This is a genomic window from Oceanicaulis sp. MMSF_3324, from assembly GCF_030733545.1.
In the GTDB taxonomy this organism is placed as follows: Bacteria; Pseudomonadota; Alphaproteobacteria; order Caulobacterales; family Maricaulaceae; genus Oceanicaulis.
The window spans coordinates 42,075-57,147 of sequence record NZ_JASHIU010000004.1 but is presented as its reverse complement, the minus strand read 5'-3'; the positions used below and the strand labels follow the sequence as shown (position 1 = coordinate 57,147).

Below are 15,073 nucleotides of genomic sequence, written 5' to 3'. Positions count from 1 at the left end.
GTTCGACATGATCGAGCATGCTGTGCGCCTGTGCGCCAGCCTGGCCGGCCTTGCCTGCGCGACCGCCACGGCGGTCGCACAGCCGCAGACCTTCACGCTTGAACGCACATCGTCAGGATATTTCGTCGCCCCGGTCTTCCTCGGCGCTGATGGCCCCTACCCGTTCGCGCCCGATACCGGCGCCAGCCATGTGGCGATCGCCGAAACGCTGGCGCAACGTCATGGCTTCGTGCGTTCGGGAGACCGCCTGGATCCGGTACAGACCCTGACTGCCGAGGTGACAGCCGAACGCCATATCCTGGTGGACCTGCGGCTGGGCGATGCTCCGCAGGGGCAGGTCGACGCCGTAGTGACCCCGATTGCAACGGATATCGAACTGGAGCTGTTCGGCCTTCTGGGCAGCGAGGCTTTCGCGGGTCAGACCGTCGAGATCGACTATCCCAATAGTGCGCTGACCCTGGACGCGCCCTCGCCCCGGCATGCGGATGCGCGACTGGACCCCGTGCGCCAGGTGCTTGTGGGACAAGCCCGAGCGCGCTGGATAGATGAGCCTATCGCCGTGCTCGTGGATACCGGCTCGCCGGTCACCTTGGTCAATCCCGTATTGGCGCGGCGGCTGTCCCAACGCACGCCCATGCGGGTGATGAATGTGGGCAGCGTCTCGCGCATTCCCGATACGGTCGAGGTCGACGGCCGCGTGACTCTGACCCGCTTCCGGCTGGGGGGCGTCTGCATTCGGGGCATGAGCGTTGATGAAGCCGAGCTGGACGTCTTTGACGCCATGGGCTGGTCCGAGCGACCGGCCATGATTGTCGGGCTCGACCTGTTGCAGGATACGCGCCTGATTGTCGACTACGCGACAGGGCGGGCGCAGATCGATCCCGGCCCGGAGCGCTGGCGCTGCCGCGCCGCGCGGTCCCAGATCCAGCCCTGAAAAAAGCCCCGGAGCCAGGCTCCGGGGCTTTCCTTGTCAGATCCGCATTGAACCTAGAGCAGGTCGCGCGCATCCTGGTCGGGGCCGGCGGCTTCCGCCTTGGCGTCGATCTGGTCTTCGGCCCGGCCATGGCCGAGGCCCTTGAGCCAGAAGCTCAGCACGCCGAAGATCACGCCCAGCACGATGGCGAACAGGCCGATCGAGCCGAACACGGCGGCATAGCCGTTGAGCGCGGCTGCGGGGTCCAGCACCTGGCCCGCCACCGTATCGGTCGCGGTGAAGGTGGCGATGATGCCCGCCACATACTGCGCGAAGGCCGAGGACAGGAACCAGCCCGCCATCATGGTGGAGACCACCGCGCCCGGGCTGAGCTTGGTGATCGCCGACAGGCCCACCGGGCTCAGGCACAACTCGCCGGTGGTGTGCAGCAGATAGGCGCCCGCCAGGAAGATCAGCGGCACGCGATAGTCATCGCCCGCAAACTGGGTGCCCCAGACCAGCAGCATGAAGCCCAGACCCACCTGAACCAGCGCGAGGCCGAATTTCAGCGGGGTGTTGGGATTCTTGCGCAGCTTGGCGAGGAACGCCCAGATCGCCGCGAAGACCGGCGCGAACAACAAGATGAAGCCCGCATTGAAGGACTGGGTCTGTGACGCCGTGATCTCGAACGGCCCCACCGACAGGTCGGTATTGCGCGCCGCAAACAGGTTCATCGACGAACCGGCCTGCTCAAAGAGCGCCCAGAACACCACCGAGACGATGATCAGGATCAGCGCCAGGATCAGGCGTTCGGCTTCGACCCGGGTGCAGTTGTTGACCATGTAGAAGACCACATAGCCCAGGAAGCCCAGCCCGCCGATCAGGAGGAAGAGCGCCAGAAGATCCTGCTCGCCCATGCCCGGCACGGAGAAGCGGATGGTGTGCGCCTGGACCATGAACCAGACCACCACGACGCCGACCAGGCCGATGCCGTAGATCAGCCATTCGGTGTTGAGCGGACCCAGCGCCTTGGCCTTGAGCTTCTCCTCGCTGGGCGGGTTGCCCACATGGTCGATGAGGTTCTTGCCCGGCAGGAAGAACAGGGCGCGACCGCGCACGAACACGATCCAGCCCAGCGCCATGCCGAGACCGGCGAGGCCGAAGCCGGCCCACCAGCCCACGGTCTCGCCCAGAAGGCCGCACAGGATGGCCGCCCAGAACGAGCCCAGATTGATGCCGTAATAGTACAGCGTGAAGCCGCCATCGCGCCGCGGGTCATTCTCTTCATAGAGCTGGCCCACGATCGAGGAGATGTTCGCCTTCAGAAAGCCCACGCCCATGATGATCAGCGCCAGGGCGAGATAGAAGATGTTCAGGAACATCCGGTCACGTTCCACGCGCTCAATCTCGAACGTGCCTTGCGGCAGAACCGCCGGCAGGCTCGCCGAGGCGGGCAGTTCGGCGATCTCGAAGGCGCCCTCGGCATTGGCCGAGAAGGCGTACTCTGCGCCGTCCACCTCGATCATGACCGAGCGGTTCGAGCCGCGGCCTTCGGCGACCAGCTCGTATTGCTGGCCCTCATGGATCAGGGCCTCGCGCGCCGGCTCGCCCTCAACCCCCATGGTGATGTGACCAGCCACCAGCAACAAGGCGCCGAAGGCGATCGCCTTGCGGTTGCCCAGATACCGGTCCGCCAGGAACCCGCCCAACAGCGGCAGCAGGTACACCAGCGCGGTATAGGCGCCGTATTGCGAGCTCGCTTCGCTGTCAGAGAACAGGAAATGCTGGGTGAGATAGAAGATCAGCAGGCCGCGCATCCCGTAATAGGAAAAGCGCTCCCACATCTCGGCGAAGAACAGGATGTGAAGGCCTCTGGGGTGCTTGCGCATCTCCAGAAAGACCGGAATGGCGGTGGCGAACGTGATCACCAGACCCGCCAGGACGACGATATTCATGAGCTGAGGTCCCTCCCCGTCACGGCCCGACGCCCCTCATGCGTCAAGAAGAAGGACCGTGGACAATTTCGTTACGAAATGACTACCGCGCAAAACACCATGCGTGGCGAGGAGTCGCAAGAGCCTTGCGGCAGTGGGGGTATTGGGAGGGTAAGGGAGGGATGCCCTTCTGGTTGAGTAGCTTTCCCGATACTGTGCTCACATGGCATCGAGAAAACCCATCTCTAGAGCACGCCGCTTGCGCCGGGACATGACAGATGCCGAACGCAAGCTCTGGTCCCTGCTTCGACAAAGGCCTGACGGGCTGAAGTTTCGGCGTCAGCATCCAATCGGGCCCTATGTGGCTGACTTCGCCTGCCCGGAAATCGGTCTGATCATCGAACTGGATGGCGGCCAGCATAACCTTCCCGCCCATCAGCGCCGCGATCAAAGCCGCACGGAACAGCTAGAGCGCCAGGGCTGGCACGTCCTCAGATTCTGGAACACGCAGGTCTTTGAAGCGCCCGACATTCTGGGCGATCAGATCCTGAACTCTGCGCGCAGCCTGAAACACCGCCGACACAACCCCTCTCCCCCTTGACCAAGGGGGAGAGGCAGGGTGAGGGGGTGCGCTTCAACATGTAAGGCATAAGAAGGATGAAGCGCCGCTCACCCCTCACCTAACCTCTCCCCTCAGAGAGGGGAGAGGGATGGGGCTGGCGGCTCGCTTAAGTGAGGATGAAGAAGCGGAAAAGACAATCAGAGACATATTTGACTGCGCGCAGAATTGCCTATGCTGAGTTCATGATTGACGCTCAACTTGCACACCTGAACCACGATCTATGGCTTGAGGATAGCTTCGTGACCGGGCTGAGCCTTGACGCCAAACAGCTGTCTTTGAACGGCGAATGGGTGGACCATAACCGCCTTGAAACAGAAGGTCGGCGTATATGGCTTTCTGGCCAGATCATTATCTCAGGCATAGAGCAGGTCGAATTGACGGGTCACGCGAACCCCTTTTGCGACAAGGATGGCGAACTCATCCTTGGCTCTCCGAACCTCTGGACTGACAAAGACAGATTGAATGTCGAACTTGATGGCCTGCGGATCAGCCTGTCAGGCACGCAGCTGTCAGTGAGCTATGAACTGGGCGACGTGATCGAAGTCGGACCGGTGTTAGGCAACCAACACATTCGCCCCTAATACGCCGCCTCTTCAAAGATCGGTTCGACGCTTTCGTTCCAGGCGCCGTGATAGCGCTCGAGAAGGCGTTCGGCGGGGCTGACGCCCGTCTTGGCGATCTCGTCGAGATCATCGAGGAACAGCGCTTCGTTCTCGCCATGGGCGTTCAGGCGCTGGCGCGCTTTCAGGCCGGAGCGAGCAATGGCGAGCGCCTGCTGGGCGATATCCTGCAAGGTCGTGTTGCGGAACGGGGTCTTGAGCGCGGTCTTCGCAGCACCCGCGCGCATGGCGTCGCGTTCTTCGGCGGTCCAGTCCTTCACGAGATCCCAGGCCGCGTCGAGCGCGGTCTGATCGTACAGAAGCCCCACCCAGAAAGCCGGCAGCGCACACAGCCGGTTCCATGGGCCGCCATCGGCGCCGCGCTGTTCAAGGAAGGTCTTCAGCCGCACTTCGGGGAAGAGCGTCGACAGATGGTCTTCCCAGTCTGACAGCACCGGCAACTCACCGGGCAGCAGCGGCAGCTCGCCCTTCAGGAAGTCGCGGAAGCTCAGCCCCGTCGCATCCTGGAAGATCGCATTGCGCTTGACGAAATACATCGGCGCATCGAGCGCCCAGTCCACATACTGCTCATAGCCAAAGCCTTCATCGAAGGCGAAGTGGAGCATGCCGGTGCGGTTATTGTCGGTGTCGGTCCACACATGGGCGCGATAGCTGAGATAGCCGTTGGGTTTTCCGTCCGCGAAGGGCGAGTTGGCGAACAGCGCCGTGGCGATCGGCTGCAGCGCCAGCGAGACGCGCATCTTCTTGACCATGTCCGCTTCGGACGCGAAATCGAGATTGGTCTGCACGGTGCAGGAGCGGAACATCATCTGATGGCCCAGCGTGCCCACCTTGGGCATATAGGCCTTCATGATGTTGTAGCGGTCCTTGGGCATCATCGGGGTCTCTTGCAGAGACCATTTCGGCGAGAAGCCGAGCCCCAGGAAGCCCGCGCCCACCTCGTCGGCGACCTCACGCACTTCGCGCAGGTGAGAGTTCACCTCGCGGCAGGTCTCATGCAGGTTTTCCAGCGGCGCGCCGGACAATTCGAACTGACCGCCGGGCTCGAGGGTGATCGACCCGCCCTCTCGCTTGAGAGCCACCGGCTTGCCGTTCTCCTCGATCGCCTGCCAGCCAAAGCGCGTCAGGCCTTCGAGCAGCTTGCGCACGCTGGGGCCGTCCGCCTCGTAGGGCAGCGGGGAATGATCTTTCAGCGCAAAGCCGAACTTCTCGTGCTCGGTGCCGATGCGCCATTGATCTGAGGGTTTCTCGCCCGCGGCGATATGGCCGATGAGCTGGGCCTTGCTTTCGATCGGGGCGCCTTCGCCCCCTGCATTATAGGTGCCGCTCATGGGTGATGGTCTCCCCGCCAGGCAAATCAGTGTGGCCGCACAGTTAGGCGCCCATATCCCCTACGGCAAGCAGGGAAACAGGTTTTCGGTCACAAGGGTGTGAGACAAAGCGTGACGGCTCACCAGTCGCCGAGCATGGATTGCCAGACAGACAAGGCCGCGGCGGCGGCTGTGTCGGCGCGCAGGATGCGCGGCCCCAGGCTGACGGGCAGAACGAAAGTCTGAGCGTGCAACAGCGTGCGCTCCTCGACCGAGAACCCGCCTTCGGGCCCGACCAGCATCGCCCATTTGCCGTCCCGCTCACGCCCCGCCAGCGCTTCAGCGATCGGGCGGGCGCGGCCATGCTCCCCGCCCCAGGGCTCGGTCTGGCTGTCCCCGCTTTCATCGGCGAACATCAGCGTGCGCGCAGCATCCCAGGCCTTGATCATCTGGGTCAGGCTCACCGGTTCATGGATCACCGGCAGGTCCAGACGCTCGGTCTGTTCGGACGCTTCGCGGGTCAGCGCCTGCATGCGATCGGTGCGCACGCGATCAGACTGGGTGCGTTGGGTGATCACCGGCGTGATCGAGGCGACGCCCAGCTCGGTCGCCTTCTCGACGATGAAATCGGTGCGCGCCTTCTTCACCGGCGCGAAATAGAGCGCCATGTCCGGCGCCGCGCTCTGGCTGCGGCGCTGCTGAACAATTTGAAGGCTGGCGCGTTTTCTGTCCGCGCTCGCCACTTCGGCGCGCCATTCGCCGTCCCGGCCATTGAACAGCCGGACGCCGTCGCCTGCCTTGCGGCGCATGACATTGACGAGATAGTGGGCCTGGTCCCGATCCAGATCCAGCACGGCGTCCGCCTCTAGCGGCGCCTCGACATAAAGACGCGGTTCGACACTCATGAATTGCGTTCTAGCTGGACGGCGCCCACGTTCAAGCCTTCACTGTCGCCGCACAGTCAGCCGATGACCGCACCTGTAACCGCAACGGCCAAAGGAGCCCGCCATGAAGTCCGTCAATCCCTACACCGGTGACACCGTTTTTGAAGCGGAGACGCATGGACAGGCCGCCATTGAAGCGGCCCTGACCCGCGCGGTCAGCGCGGTGCAGAAGCTCAAGGCGATGGGGATGCAGGCCCGGCTCGACGGCTTGCGCAAGGCGGCGGACGTTCTCGATGACGAGCGCGACGCGATCGCCGAGCTGATGACCCGCGAAATGGGCAAGCCGATCAAGCAGGCCAAAGCCGAGGTCGAGAAATGCGCCTGGGTGTGCCGCTATTATGCGGACGAGGCGCCGGACATGCTCAAGCCCACGCCCATTGACGCGCCGGAGAAGGGTGAGTGCAGCCTCTATCACCTGCCCATCGGGCCGGTGTTTGCGGTCATGCCCTGGAATTTCCCCTTCTGGCAGGTCTTCCGTTTCGCCGCGCCCAATCTCGCCGTGGGCAATCCGGGCCTGCTCAAGCACGCCTCCGCCGTGCCGGGCAGCGCGCTCAAGATCGCTGAAGTGCTGGAAAAGGCCGGCTTCCCCGAAGGCGCGTTCCAGACCTTGCTGATCGGGTCGGACAAGACCGAGACCATCATCACCGATGACCGCATTCGCGGCGTCACCCTGACCGGCTCAGAAGGTGCGGGCTCCGCCGTCGCGTCCTTGGCGGGCAAGGCGATCAAGCCTTCGGTCATGGAGCTGGGAGGCTCTGACGCCTTCATCGTCATGCCCAGCGCGGATATCGACAAGGCGGTGGAAACCGCCGTCACCGCGCGCACCCAGAACAATGGCCAGTCCTGCATCGCCGCCAAGCGCTTCATCATCCACAAGGATGTCTATGACGCCTTCACCGCCAAATTCGTCCACTCGATGAAAGAGCTGCGTGTGGGCGACCCGATGGATGAGAACACCGATATCGGCCCGCTTTCCAGCAAGGGCGCGGCCGACGAGGTCCATCAGCTGGTCGAGGACACCATCAAGGGCGGCGCGACGGTGCTGTTCGAGCCCGAACGCAAGGACCACGCCTTCCTGACGCCGGGCGTGCTGGCCGACATTCCTCGCGGCACGCCAGGCCATGATTCCGAGATCTTCGCGCCCGTCGCCCTGATGTTCAAAGCCGAGGACGTGGATCACGCCATCGCGATTGCGAACAACCATCCCTATGGCCTCGGCTCGTCATTCTGGTCCAGGGACAAGGCCGAGATCGAAACCGCCTGCACGGATCTGGACGCCGGCTCCACCTATGTGAACCAGATGGTGGCGTCCGACCCGCGTCTGCCCTTCGGCGGGGTGAAGAAGTCCGGCTTCGGGCGGGAGCTGGCGCGCGAAGGCCTGCTGGCCTTCACCAATCCCAAGACCATCGCGGTCACTGGGCTCGATTGACCGGTCTAGGAAATGACGACGCTGCAGCGCGAGGGCGGATCGCCCTCTGCGCGCTCCAGGACTTCAAGGTCGGAGGCGGTCTGTAGCACCAGATGGGTCTGGAAATAATGCCCCGTCTGAACGCCATCGCGATAAAGATTGATCCTGGCCTGCATGAGGGGGCCGCGCACCCGGATGCGCTGGCCCCGCAGGGCCTCGACCGGGTCCTCGCCCAACCGACCCGCCAGCACGATGCGCACCGTGGGATCCAGACGCACATTCAAGGAGCGCCGGTCGCGGTAATCAGCATAGGAGTTGAGAAAGCCGCGACCGTCATCCGAACCGCTGCCGCACACATCCATCCAGATCCAGCCCATCTCCAGTACGGCGTCCGGATTGGCGATGGACTGCTCGACAGCCAGGTCCGCATTCAGGGCGCCGGACACGCTTTGCGCTTGAGCGGCGGTGGCCAGCAGAGCCAAGCCTATCCCCAGGATCAGATGCAGCGGCTTCATCGCGGACTCCCGTAACACTCCCCCTCATGGCATAGACTGCGCGTGTAACAGTTTCTTCCTCGCTCGGTTCGCAGGCCAAACGCTTCATGACCATCGCCCCTGATCGCCGCGTCGCTGACTCCGTGCCCACCAGCTGGGTGGACCGGGCGCCGCCCGCCATTCGGCCCTATCTGCGACTGGCGCGCTATGACCGGCCCGTCGGGTTCTGGCTGCTGGCAATCCCGTGCTGGCAGGGTTTGGCGCTCGCCAGCGTCAGCTCCGGGCTCGACTGGCTGGACCTGTACTGGGCGATCCTCTTCGGTATCGGCGCAATCGCCATGCGCGGTGCGGGCTGCACCTATAACGACATTGTCGACCGCGATATCGACGCCAAGGTCGCCCGCACCGCCGACCGGCCTCTGGCCGCTGGCACGGTCAGCCTGAAACAGGCCTGGGCCTTCCTGGTCGCGCAATGCCTTGTGGGCCTTCTGGTGCTGATCCAGCTCCCCTGGCCGGCGATTCTCACCGGGCTGGGCGCGCTGGCGCTGGTGGCGGGCTATCCCTTCATGAAGCGCATCACCTGGTGGCCCCAGGCCTGGCTGGGCCTGACATTCAACTGGGGCGTTCCGGTGGCGGGCGCCGCCGCGCTTGGTACGCCGTTCGCGCCGGAAATCGTGGCGTTATATGTGGCGAACCTGTTCTGGACGCTAGGCTATGACACGATCTACGCCTGTCAGGACATGGAGGATGATGCACTGGTCGGCGTGAAATCCTCCGCCCGCGCCCTGGGCGGGACTATCCCGCTCGGCGTTCTGACCTTCTACATGGTGTCTGCGGCATTGGCCGCGCTGGCCGGGCTGGTCTCGGGCGCCGGCCTGATGTTCGCGCCGGCCTTTGCGATTTTCGCCGCGCATCTGCTGCTGCAGGCGCGCAAGCTCGATCCGGCGGACGGGCCTGAATGCCTGCGCCGGTTCAAGGCCAACAAGATCACCGGCCTCCTGCTCACAGGCGCGTTCCTGCTGGGCGCGCTATAGCCGCTCACCCTGCCCTCACTGGCATGTGACTGGCCAAGACGCGCATTCGCCATAACTCTTGTTCCAACGCCAAGAGGAGGCCTCATCATGACTGCGCTCAGCCGCCGCCTGTTTCTCGCCACCGGCATGGCCGCCCTTGCGAGCCCGGCTTTCGGGCAAAGCGATGTGGACGGCATGGAGGTCGAGCTCTTTGACCATCCCGGCATCACGCCCTGGGGCGAAGCCCAAATCGACTTTGCCAGCCTGACGCGCGCGCAATGGCGTGAGCGTCTGAACGCCGAGCAATTCCGTGTCCTGCGCGAGGAAGGCACCGAGCGTCCCGGAACCAGCCCGCTCAATGACGAACACCGCGACGGGCTGTTCGTCTGCGCCGGCTGCGCCCTGCCGCTCTTCTCGTCGGAAGCCAAATACGAGAGCGGGACCGGCTGGCCCAGCTTCTGGACGCCCATTCGCGGCGCGCTCGGCACCAAGACCGATTACCGCATCTGGACGCCTCGCACCGAATATCATTGCGCGCGCTGCGGCGGCCATCAGGGCCATGTCTTTGACGATGGTCCGCGCCCCACGCGTCAGCGCTGGTGCAATAACGGCGTGGCTCTGAGCTTTATTCCGCGATCAGAAGCATAGTATCGGAGCGGCATGACCGCTCTGACCCCGGACACCATCCTCCGCCACCATACCCGGATCGCCCCGGCGCCCCTGACGCCGGAATTGCGCTTTCATCTGGCGGACCCACAGAGTGATCTGTGGCGACAGGAGGAAGAGGCGCTGATGGCTCAGGGCCTGCCGTCTCCGTTCTGGGCGTTCGCCTGGGGCGGCGGGCAGGCGCTGGCGCGTCTTGTGCTCGACCAGCCTGACTATGTCAGGGACAAGCGCGTGCTCGACTTCGCCTGCGGTTGCGGTATTGCCGGCATCGCCGCAGCCAAGGCCGGGGCCGATCTGGTGCTGGGCACGGAGATCGACGCCTTCGCCGTTCATGCCGCCCGCGCCAATGCCCGCCTCAATGATGTCGCGCTGCAGGTGATGGAGGCGGATCTGGTGGGCGCGGATGATGGCTGGGACGTGGTTCTGGCTGGCGATGTTTTTTATGAGACCGAGGCCGGGGACGCGATCACCGCCTGGCTGGAAAGCCTGCATGATCGCGGCGCAATGGTGCTGATCGGCGATCCCGGACGCGCCTACCTGCCCAAGGACAAACTCAGCGTCGCCGCCCGGTTCGACGCGCCCCGGGCGGGCGATCTTGAAGACCAGGATGTGGGCGCGGCCCGGGTCTGGCGCTTCAGCGCGCCGCCCCGCGGCCTGCCCGAACTGAAGGATTAGCGCAGATTGGCGTAACCGCCATCCAGCGCGATGATCTGTCCCGTCACATAATCGGACGCGGGTGATGCGAGAAAGGCGGACAGGCCGATCATGTCGTCCGGCGCCCCGATCCGTCCCAGCGGAATATTGGCCGCGACGGCGTCCCGGCCCTCCTGCTGGCTCAGCACGAACGCAGTCATCTTGCTTTCGAACGGGCCCGGAGCAATGGCGTTCACCGTGATCTTGTCCCGCGCCAGTCGCCGCGCCATGACCCGCGTCAGGTGATGCACCGCCGCCTTGCTGGCCGGATAGGCATAGCTGTCCTCCATCATCGGCACGGCGAGCCCCTCGATCGAACCGATATTGATGACGCGGCCCCGACCAGACGCCTTGGACGCCGCCTGCAATTGCGGCAGCAGCTTCTGAGTGAGGAAGAAGATGGATTTGACGTTCAGATCCATCACCCGGTCCCAGCCGTCTTCGGGAAACTCTTCCAGCGCCGCGCCCCAGGTCGCGCCGGCGTTGTTCACGAGAATGTCGATGGCGTCGGTCTGATCGGCCAGCCAGTCCGCGAACGCCTGGGCGCCCTCATTGGTGGACAGGTCGGACGGGACGGCGTGCACTTCGCCAAACTCGGACAGGCGCTCCTGCGCGGCTTTCACCGCGTCAGGCTTGCGCGAGGTGATGAAAACCCGTGCGCCCTGTTTGAGAAGTCCGGTGGCGATCATTTCGCCAATGCCGCGTGTGCCGCCTGTCACGACAGCCGTCTTGCCGGACAGATCAAAGAGTTCGGAAACAGACATGTGTTCGCCTCGCTATTGAGTAAGCGCTTAAGCAACCAGCAAACCGGCTGTCTGAAAAGAGGCGGTGGAGAAAAACTTCACAGCGTCGCACAGGCTCCAAGACCGCCGATCTCTTTCACACCCGAATGAATCGCGCCACTTTCACCTTATGGCACGCGTTCGCGCCGTAGACCGGCGACTCTTCCTTCTGATCGAAATTGCGGCCCGGCGTTTGAGCCGGGAAGCGGATTCCCGACTGCGCGCCGAAGCCAATGTCACCGCCAGCCAGTCGGCGGTGTTGTTCCTGCTTCTCAGGCGTGGCGAACGCCGTCTGGGCTCCATCGGCGAGGTCCTGGCGCTCGGCGCGCCGGCCGTGACCGGGCTGGTGAACCGGATGGAGACGGCAGGCCTTGTGATCAAGCGCAAGGATTCCAGCGACAAGCGCGGCGCGCTGGTAGACCTGACCGAGGCGGGACGCCGCGCGGCCGAACGCGCCGATCAGGTTCTGCGGGGCTTTAACGCAGAGCTGGATGACAAGCTGGGCGAGACCGACGCCGCGATCGTGTACGAGGCCCTCACCCGCCTGGCGACGGATGCCGACCCCGTAACCTAGGCGCTGGCCTGGTCATCTACGGAAAAGCGCGACCAGTATGATCCCAAGTCCATGGTGTGAGACGTGTTTTCATAGTCACGCGTCAGTGCGATGGCGCGCTTGGCGGCGACATTCAACGAGTCCCGGGACTCGCGGATCAGCGCCTGGGTCATCTCCGGATCCGCTTCCGCAGCGTCGTCCAGTTTCTCCTGCGCCTCGGCCAGTGGCTTGAAGAACATTGTCTTCATCTGCGTCATGAACCGGCTTTTCGAGGCCAGCGTTTCGGTCTGGAAGATCAGCGCATCTTCGGCGACCTGACGCGCTTGCTGCTCGGTCTCAAGCGCGGCCAGGGTCTGTTTGAGCAAGGGGCGGAACAAAAACAGCGCTTCCCCCGCCAGGATGAGCAGGATCAGACCGACCTGAAAGGTGTGAATCCGGCTGATGCGACTCAGCCCCTGCTCCGCCTGCGCTTCGAACAGGGCGACGGAGCGGTTGAGCTTGTTGAACAACTCGCCCAGCGCCAGTGTTTCCATGCGCTCACGCTGCGCCATCGTAGCCAGACCGGCGCTGCTCGCCAGCCGCGTATATTCCGCGATCAGCGCCGTGATGCCGTTTTCCGGCGCGTTGAAGAGGGGCAGGAGTTCGGCCTTGATCTCACCCTCCGGCAGCCCGCGCGCATGGGCCTGAAGTCGGCGATTGGCGCTTTGCAGTTCATCCGCCGTGGACTCGATCAACGCGAGATTCTCAGCATCAGCCCGGTCTCCGGTCTGGATTTCCACAAGCGCCAGAAGACGTTGACTCAGCATGCGCTGCTTGCCGCTGATATTGACGATTTCAGCCGAGCCCCGCTCATTGTTGATGACGCTCAGCGTGGCCAGATGCGCCAGCACAGAAACGACCACGATCAGGCCAATCGCTAAGACATAGCTGATGACGTAGCGACGTCTGAGGGAGGGGAGCGTCATGACCGATATCCAAAGTGGCGACAGCTAATGTCATTTTAGGCAATAGGGCTAAAATTGTATGAAACATTGGCCTGTCAAAACAGCGCCCGCCTTTAATCGATTTCTGGACGACGGTGGGAACTGTTCTTACGCTCTTGTTAAAAGCGGCTGGGAGGGCGCGGGATCATGATCAGATTAATACTGCTGGTGCTGGCAATCGCACTGGCGCTGGTAATCATACGAGTGGGGTATGTTGTCAGCCGCGCGAGCGGAACCTTCAGCCAGCCCGAATACACCGACAATAGCGCATGCACGCCGATCGAGATCGCACCCGGCACGGAAGACCTCGCCTATGACCCGCTCAGCGGTCTGGTCTTCGTCTCCGCCGCCGAGCGCCGGTCCGGTGACATGCACCCCCGAAACGGCATCTATGTTTTCGACCCCGCCGCGCCGGACAGCGTGCGCCTGGTCTCCATTGATGCGCCGGCTGATTTCCGCCCGCATGGCATAAGCCTGTGGCGCGGCGACACCGAGACCGGCGAATCCCTTGCCCGCCTGTTTGTCATCAGCCACCCCTATTCGGGCCATCAGGTGCTGGTCTACGACGTGGCCGGAGATGGCGCGCTCTCGCACCTTGAAACCGTCAGCTATGACGCATTGCGCTCGCCCAATGACATTGTCGGCGTGGGACCGGACCAGTTCTACGCCACTAATGACGTCTATTTCGGCGATACGACCATGGGGTATCTGGAAGCCTTTCTGGGCCTGCCGCTGGGATCGATCAGCTATTATGACGGCGAGGACGGCCGCATCGTCGCTGGCGGCTTCGCCTACGCCAATGGCGTCAATCTCAGCCCGGACGGGACCGAGCTTTACGCCACGGGCTTTATCGGGCGCACGCTTCATGTCTTTGACCGCGTGCCGGCAACCGGTGAGCTGACCCGCACCGCCCGGCATGATGCGCCGCTGGGTCTTGATAATATCGAGGTCGGTACGGATGGCGCGCTCTACATCGCCGGCAATGTGAATGTCTTCGACTTCCTGGCCCATCAAGGCGACCCCGAGGCCCGGGCGCCGTCCCACGCCATCCGCATCGATCCGGAAACCGGCGACTGGAACACCGTCTTTGCAGATTCCGGCGAAGCGATAGATTCCCCGTCCGTTGCGACTCGGATCGGCGATCAGCTTCTGCTGGGTGCGGTGTTTGATTCCCATGTGCTGGTCTGCCCCTATACCGCCGATCCATGATTTGAAGGCCTGAGGACAGTGTGATGACAGATCTGATTACGGTGAATGACGCAGACGGCGTGCGCACCCTGCGTTTCAACCGACTGGACAAGAAGAACGCCATCACGCGCGCCATGTACGCCGCCATGGCCGACGGACTGGAAGAGGCCAATACACGGTCCGACATCCGCGTCGTCGTCATCGCAGGCGGCGAAGGCTGCTTCTCGGCTGGCAATGACATGATGGATTTCATGGAAGCGCCGCCTCATATCGGCGGGGGCGAAACCCCTGCGGTGGAACGCTTCATGGTCGCCCTGATGGGGTGTGAGAAACCCGTGATCGCGGCCGTGGACGGGCTGGCGGTCGGCATCGGCACCACGCTGTTGCTCCATTGCGACCTCGTCTACGCCACCAACCGCGCCATGTTCACCACGCCCTTCGTCAATCTGGCGCTGGCGCCCGAATTCGGCTCGTCCCAGATCCTGCCCGGCATTGTCGGCCGGGCTGTCGCCAGCGAGATGCTGCTCCTGGGCGCCAAATGGGATGCGAAACGGGCGGAAGCGAAAAACCTGATCAATGCGGTGCTGCCGCCGGACGGGTTTGAAGCCGCCGTTCAGGAGATCGCCCAGCAAATCGCCCAGCTCGCCCCGGGCGCGGTGAAAACGGCGAAAATGCTGATCAACCTGCCGCCCGAAGACATCAAGGAGCGGATCGTGCGCGAAGGCGGGCTGTTTGCCGAACAATTGCGCACCGATGAGTTCAAGGAGGCGGCGAGCGCCTTCATGGAGCGACGCGCGCCCGACTTCTCCAAATTTGACTAGGTCATAGATCGGGCTCCGGATCATTCCGGAGCCCGAATTGTATCCAGCGCCCAAACGCCATGTTTCCAGGCCAGGGCCAAGACGTGAGCGCGGCGCGCGTCTAGTCTGCCTGAAGTCCAGCATGGAGGC

At 63.6% G+C, this 15,073-nt stretch carries 16 protein-coding genes; 10 read left to right on the top strand and 6 right to left on the bottom strand.

What is annotated here, in order from left to right:
• Window positions 1–7 precede the first annotated feature (7 nt).
• Entirely contained in the window at window positions 8–934 is a 927-nt protein-coding gene (locus RBA95_RS05960) for an aspartyl protease family protein (protein WP_306015923.1), read from the top strand.
• 53 nt (window positions 935–987) lie between these two features.
• On the opposite strand, the gene RBA95_RS05955 is transcribed toward RBA95_RS05960, so the two are convergent.
• Entirely contained in the window at window positions 988–2,868 is a 1,881-nt protein-coding gene (locus RBA95_RS05955; RefSeq protein ID WP_306015922.1) for a peptide MFS transporter, read from the bottom strand.
• A 202-nt stretch (window positions 2,869–3,070) separates the two neighbouring features.
• Between RBA95_RS05955 and RBA95_RS05950 the strand changes: the two genes are divergently transcribed.
• Both RBA95_RS05950 and RBA95_RS05945 read left to right on the top strand, forming a co-directional pair.
• Window positions 3,071–3,448 carry an endonuclease domain-containing protein gene (locus RBA95_RS05950; RefSeq protein WP_306015921.1) on the top strand — a complete coding sequence of 126 codons (378 nt, stop codon included), beginning with the start codon at window positions 3,071–3,073 and terminating at the stop codon, window positions 3,446–3,448.
• A gap of 203 nt (window positions 3,449–3,651) precedes the next feature.
• Window positions 3,652–4,050 (top strand): hypothetical protein, encoded by a 399-nt coding sequence (locus tag RBA95_RS05945; RefSeq protein ID WP_306015920.1) that lies wholly within the window; start codon window positions 3,652–3,654, stop codon window positions 4,048–4,050.
• Here the strand turns inward: RBA95_RS05945 and RBA95_RS05940 are convergent.
• Both RBA95_RS05940 and RBA95_RS05935 read right to left on the bottom strand, forming a co-directional pair.
• Window positions 4,047–5,420: a glutamate--cysteine ligase gene (locus RBA95_RS05940; protein WP_306015919.1), complete on the bottom strand. Its 1,374-nt coding sequence runs from the start codon at window positions 5,418–5,420 to the stop codon at window positions 4,047–4,049. The genes RBA95_RS05945 and RBA95_RS05940 overlap by 4 nt on opposite strands.
• 119 nt (window positions 5,421–5,539) lie before the next feature.
• Window positions 5,540–6,304 carry a 16S rRNA (uracil(1498)-N(3))-methyltransferase gene (locus RBA95_RS05935; RefSeq protein WP_306015918.1) on the bottom strand — a complete coding sequence of 255 codons (765 nt, stop codon included), beginning with the start codon at window positions 6,302–6,304 and terminating at the stop codon, window positions 5,540–5,542.
• Window positions 6,305–6,407: 103 nt separating this feature from the next.
• On the opposite strand from RBA95_RS05935, the gene RBA95_RS05930 reads away from it, so the two are divergent.
• The gene (locus RBA95_RS05930) at window positions 6,408–7,772 is read left to right on the top strand and encodes an NAD-dependent succinate-semialdehyde dehydrogenase (protein ID WP_306015917.1); all 1,365 of its coding nucleotides are present in this window, start codon (window positions 6,408–6,410) and stop codon (window positions 7,770–7,772) included.
• A 5-nt stretch (window positions 7,773–7,777) separates the two neighbouring features.
• On the opposite strand, the gene RBA95_RS05925 is transcribed toward RBA95_RS05930, so the two are convergent.
• Complete coding sequence (locus RBA95_RS05925; RefSeq protein ID WP_306015916.1) at window positions 7,778–8,266, bottom strand: hypothetical protein; 489 nt, start codon at window positions 8,264–8,266, stop codon at window positions 7,778–7,780.
• Between the two features lie 86 nt (window positions 8,267–8,352).
• Between RBA95_RS05925 and ubiA the strand changes: the two genes are divergently transcribed.
• From ubiA to RBA95_RS05910, 3 genes are all read left to right on the top strand, one after another.
• Window positions 8,353–9,279, top strand: coding sequence for a 4-hydroxybenzoate octaprenyltransferase (gene ubiA, locus RBA95_RS05920; protein ID WP_306015915.1), 927 nt, complete (start codon window positions 8,353–8,355; stop codon window positions 9,277–9,279).
• A gap of 87 nt (window positions 9,280–9,366) precedes the next feature.
• Window positions 9,367–9,906 (top strand): peptide-methionine (R)-S-oxide reductase MsrB, encoded by a 540-nt coding sequence (msrB, locus tag RBA95_RS05915; protein WP_306015914.1) that lies wholly within the window; start codon window positions 9,367–9,369, stop codon window positions 9,904–9,906.
• Between the two features lie 12 nt (window positions 9,907–9,918).
• On the top strand, window positions 9,919–10,599 hold the full coding sequence (locus tag RBA95_RS05910; RefSeq protein ID WP_306015913.1) for a methyltransferase: 681 nt from the start codon (window positions 9,919–9,921) through the stop codon (window positions 10,597–10,599).
• On the opposite strand, the gene RBA95_RS05905 is transcribed toward RBA95_RS05910, so the two are convergent.
• A complete protein-coding gene (locus RBA95_RS05905) occupies window positions 10,596–11,381 on the bottom strand; it encodes a glucose 1-dehydrogenase (RefSeq protein ID WP_306015912.1) in 786 nt (261 codons plus the stop codon). The genes RBA95_RS05910 and RBA95_RS05905 overlap by 4 nt on opposite strands.
• 148 nt (window positions 11,382–11,529) lie before the next feature.
• On the opposite strand from RBA95_RS05905, the gene RBA95_RS05900 reads away from it, so the two are divergent.
• A complete protein-coding gene (locus RBA95_RS05900; protein ID WP_306015911.1) occupies window positions 11,530–11,973 on the top strand; it encodes a MarR family winged helix-turn-helix transcriptional regulator in 444 nt (147 codons plus the stop codon).
• Here RBA95_RS05900 and RBA95_RS05895 read toward each other — a convergent pair.
• A complete protein-coding gene (locus RBA95_RS05895; RefSeq protein ID WP_306015910.1) occupies window positions 11,970–12,917 on the bottom strand; it encodes a type IV pili methyl-accepting chemotaxis transducer N-terminal domain-containing protein in 948 nt (315 codons plus the stop codon). The two genes, RBA95_RS05900 and RBA95_RS05895, sit on opposite strands and share 4 nt — an antisense overlap.
• A 165-nt stretch (window positions 12,918–13,082) precedes the next feature.
• Between RBA95_RS05895 and RBA95_RS05890 the strand changes: the two genes are divergently transcribed.
• Window positions 13,083–14,144, top strand: a complete 1,062-nt coding sequence (locus RBA95_RS05890) for a strictosidine synthase family protein (protein WP_306015909.1) — start codon at window positions 13,083–13,085, stop codon at window positions 14,142–14,144.
• Between the two features lie 23 nt (window positions 14,145–14,167).
• On the top strand, window positions 14,168–14,944 hold the full coding sequence (locus tag RBA95_RS05885; protein WP_306015908.1) for an enoyl-CoA hydratase: 777 nt from the start codon (window positions 14,168–14,170) through the stop codon (window positions 14,942–14,944).
• Window positions 14,945–15,073 lie beyond the last annotated feature (129 nt).